Origin of the sequence: Micromonospora sp. KC721 (assembly GCF_004348355.1) — a bacterium.
Classification (GTDB): domain Bacteria; phylum Actinomycetota; class Actinomycetes; order Mycobacteriales; family Micromonosporaceae; genus Micromonospora.
The window spans coordinates 2,501-5,370 of sequence record NZ_SMJY01000289.1; the positions used below are offsets into that span (position 1 = coordinate 2,501).

General features: G+C 56.9%; 2 rRNA genes (1 of these 2 cut by a window edge). Both read left to right on the plus strand.

The window, feature by feature from the left end:
* Positions 1 to 2,666: ribosomal RNA gene (locus E1182_RS28860) — 23S ribosomal RNA — on the plus strand (it extends 442 nt beyond the left edge of the window).
* A gap of 84 nt (positions 2,667 to 2,750) precedes the next feature.
* A 5S ribosomal RNA gene (gene rrf / locus E1182_RS28865) occupies positions 2,751 to 2,867 on the plus strand.
* Positions 2,868 to 2,870: the final 3 nt, after the last annotated feature.

A 2,870-nucleotide genomic window follows, 5' to 3' on the forward strand; every position in this document is an offset into this window, starting at 1 on the left:
TGTGGGTGTTCCCGAGTAGCGGCGGACCCCTGAAATCTGCCGTGAATCTGCCAGGACCACCTGGTAAGCCTAAATACTTCCTGGTGACCGATAGCGGACGAGTACCGTGAGGGAATGGTGAAAAGTACCCCGGGAGGGGAGTGAAATAGTACCTGAAACCGTTCGCCTACAATCCGTCGGAGCCTTGCGGGGTGACGGCGTGCCTTTTGAAGAATGAGCCTGCGAGTTAGTGGCATGTGGCGAGGTTAACCCGTGTGGGGGAGCCGTAGCGAAAGCGAGTCTGAATAGGGCGTTTGAGTCGCATGCTCTAGACCCGAAGCGGAGTGATCTAGCCATGGGCAGGCTGAAGCGCGGGTAAGACCGTGTGGAGGGCCGAACCCACCAACGTTGAAAAGTTGGGGGATGACCTGTGGTTAGGGGTGAAAGGCCAATCAAACTCCGTGATAGCTGGTTCTCCCCGAAATGCATTTAGGTGCAGCGTCGTGTGTTTCTTGCCGGAGGTAGAGCACTGGATGGTCTAGGGGGCCCACAAGCTTACCGAAATCAGCTAAACTCCGAATGCCGGTAAGTGAGAGCGCGGCAGTGAGACTGCGGGGGATAAGCTTCGTAGTCGAGAGGGAAACAGCCCAGATCACCAGCTAAGGCCCCTAAGCGTGTGCTAAGTGGAAAAGGATGTGGGGTCGCATAGACAACCAGGAGGTTGGCTTAGAAGCAGCCACCCTTTAAAGAGTGCGTAATAGCTCACTGGTCAAGTGGTTCCGCGCCGACAATGTAGCGGGGCTCAAGCACACCGCCGAAGCTGTGGCATTCACATTTTAACCACGCGACGCCTTGATGTGTTGTGCAGGTGTGTGGATGGGTAGGGGAGCGTCGTGCCGGGGGTGAAGCAGCCGAGTGATCGAGTTGTGGACGCGGCACGAGTGAGAATGCAGGCATGAGTAGCGAAAGAAGGGTGAGAAACCCTTCCGCCGGATGACCAAGGGTTCCAGGGCCAGGCTAATCCGCCCTGGGTGAGTCGGGACCTAAGGCGAGGCCGAGAGGCGTAGTCGATGGACAACGGGTTGATATTCCCGTACCCGCGAAAGAGCGTCCCTGATGAACCTCGTTGTGCTAACCATCCGAACTGCCGGCGGCCTTCGGGTCAATGGTGGGGAGCGTGGGAACCTGGCGGGTAGTAGTCAAGCGATGGGGTGACGCAGGAAGGTAGCTGAGCCCGGCCGGTGGTTGTGCCGGGGTAAGCGTGTAGGCCGGTGTGTAGGCAAATCCGCACACCTTGTGGCTGAGACGTGATGCCGAGCCGATTCAGGTGAAGTCAGTGATCCTATGCTGCCGAGAAAAGCCTCTAGCGAGTTCTTAGCGGCCCGTACCCCAAACCGACACAGGTGGTCAGGTAGAGAATACCGAGGCGATCGGGCGAACTGTGGTTAAGGAACTCGGCAAATTGCCCCCGTAACTTAGGGAGAAGGGGGGCCGGAGACGTGAAGCCCCGCGCGGGTGGAGCGTTGTATGGCCGCAGAGAGCAGGGGGAAGCGACTGTTTACTAAAAACACAGGTCCATGCGAAGAAGTAATTCGATGTATATGGACTGACGCCTGCCCGGTGCTGGAACGTTAAGGGGACCTGTTAGCTCTTCGGGGCGAAGCGGAGAACTTAAGCGCCAGTAAACGGCGGTGGTAACTATAACCATCCTAAGGTAGCGAAATTCCTTGTCGGGTAAGTTCCGACCTGCACGAATGGCGTAACGACTTCCCCACTGTCTCAACCACAGGCCCGGCGAAATTGCAGTACGAGTAAAGATGCTCGTTACGCGCGGCAGGACGGAAAGACCCCGGGACCTTTACTATAGCTTGACATTGGTATTTGAGTTAGCTTGTGTAGGATAGGTGGGAGCCGGTGAAGTCCATACGCCAGTATGGGTGGAGGCAATCTTGAAATACCACTCTGGTTGATTCGGGTATCTAACTTCGGACCGTTATCCGGTTCAGGGACAGTGTCTGGTGGGTAGTTTAACTGGGGCGGTTGCCTCCTAAAGGGTAACGGAGGCGCCCAAAGGTTCCCTCAGCCTGGTTGGCAATCAGGTGTTGAGTGCAAGTGCACAAGGGAGCTTGACTGTGAGACTGACAGGTCGAGCAGGGACGAAAGTCGGGACTAGTGATCCGGCACTGGCATGTGGAAGCGGTGTCGCTCAACGGATAAAAGGTACCCCGGGGATAACAGGCTGATCTTCCCCAAGAGTCCATATCGACGGGATGGTTTGGCACCTCGATGTCGGCTCGTCGCATCCTGGGGCTGTAGCAGGTCCCAAGGGTTGGGCTGTTCGCCCATTAAAGCGGTACGCGAGCTGGGTTTAGAACGTCGTGAGACAGTTCGGTCCCTATCCGCCGTGCGCGTAGGATACTTGAGAAGGGCTGTCCCTAGTACGAGAGGACCGGGACGGACGAACCTCTGGTGTGCCAGTTGTCCCGCCAGGGGCACGGCTGGTTAGCTACGTTCGGAAGGGATAACCGCTGAAAGCATCTAAGCGGGAAGCCTGCTTCAAGATGAGGTATCCCACCCACCTTTGGTGGGGTAAGGCCCCCAGCTAGACGACTGGGTTGATAGGCCGGAAATGTAAGCCCGGTAACGGGTTCAGTTGACCGGTACTAATAGGCCGAGGACTTGACTACGAAGATGCTACGCGTCCACTGTGCAACTCTAGACAAACGAACAACACGCCCTGTGGTTGGTGTTGTTTGATATGTCGATAGTGTTACGGCGGTCATGGCGGAGGGGAAACGCCCGGTAACATTCCGAACCCGGAAGCTAAGCCCTCCAGCGCCGATGGTACTGCACTCGTGAGGGTGTGGGAGAGTAGGACACCGCCGGACAAT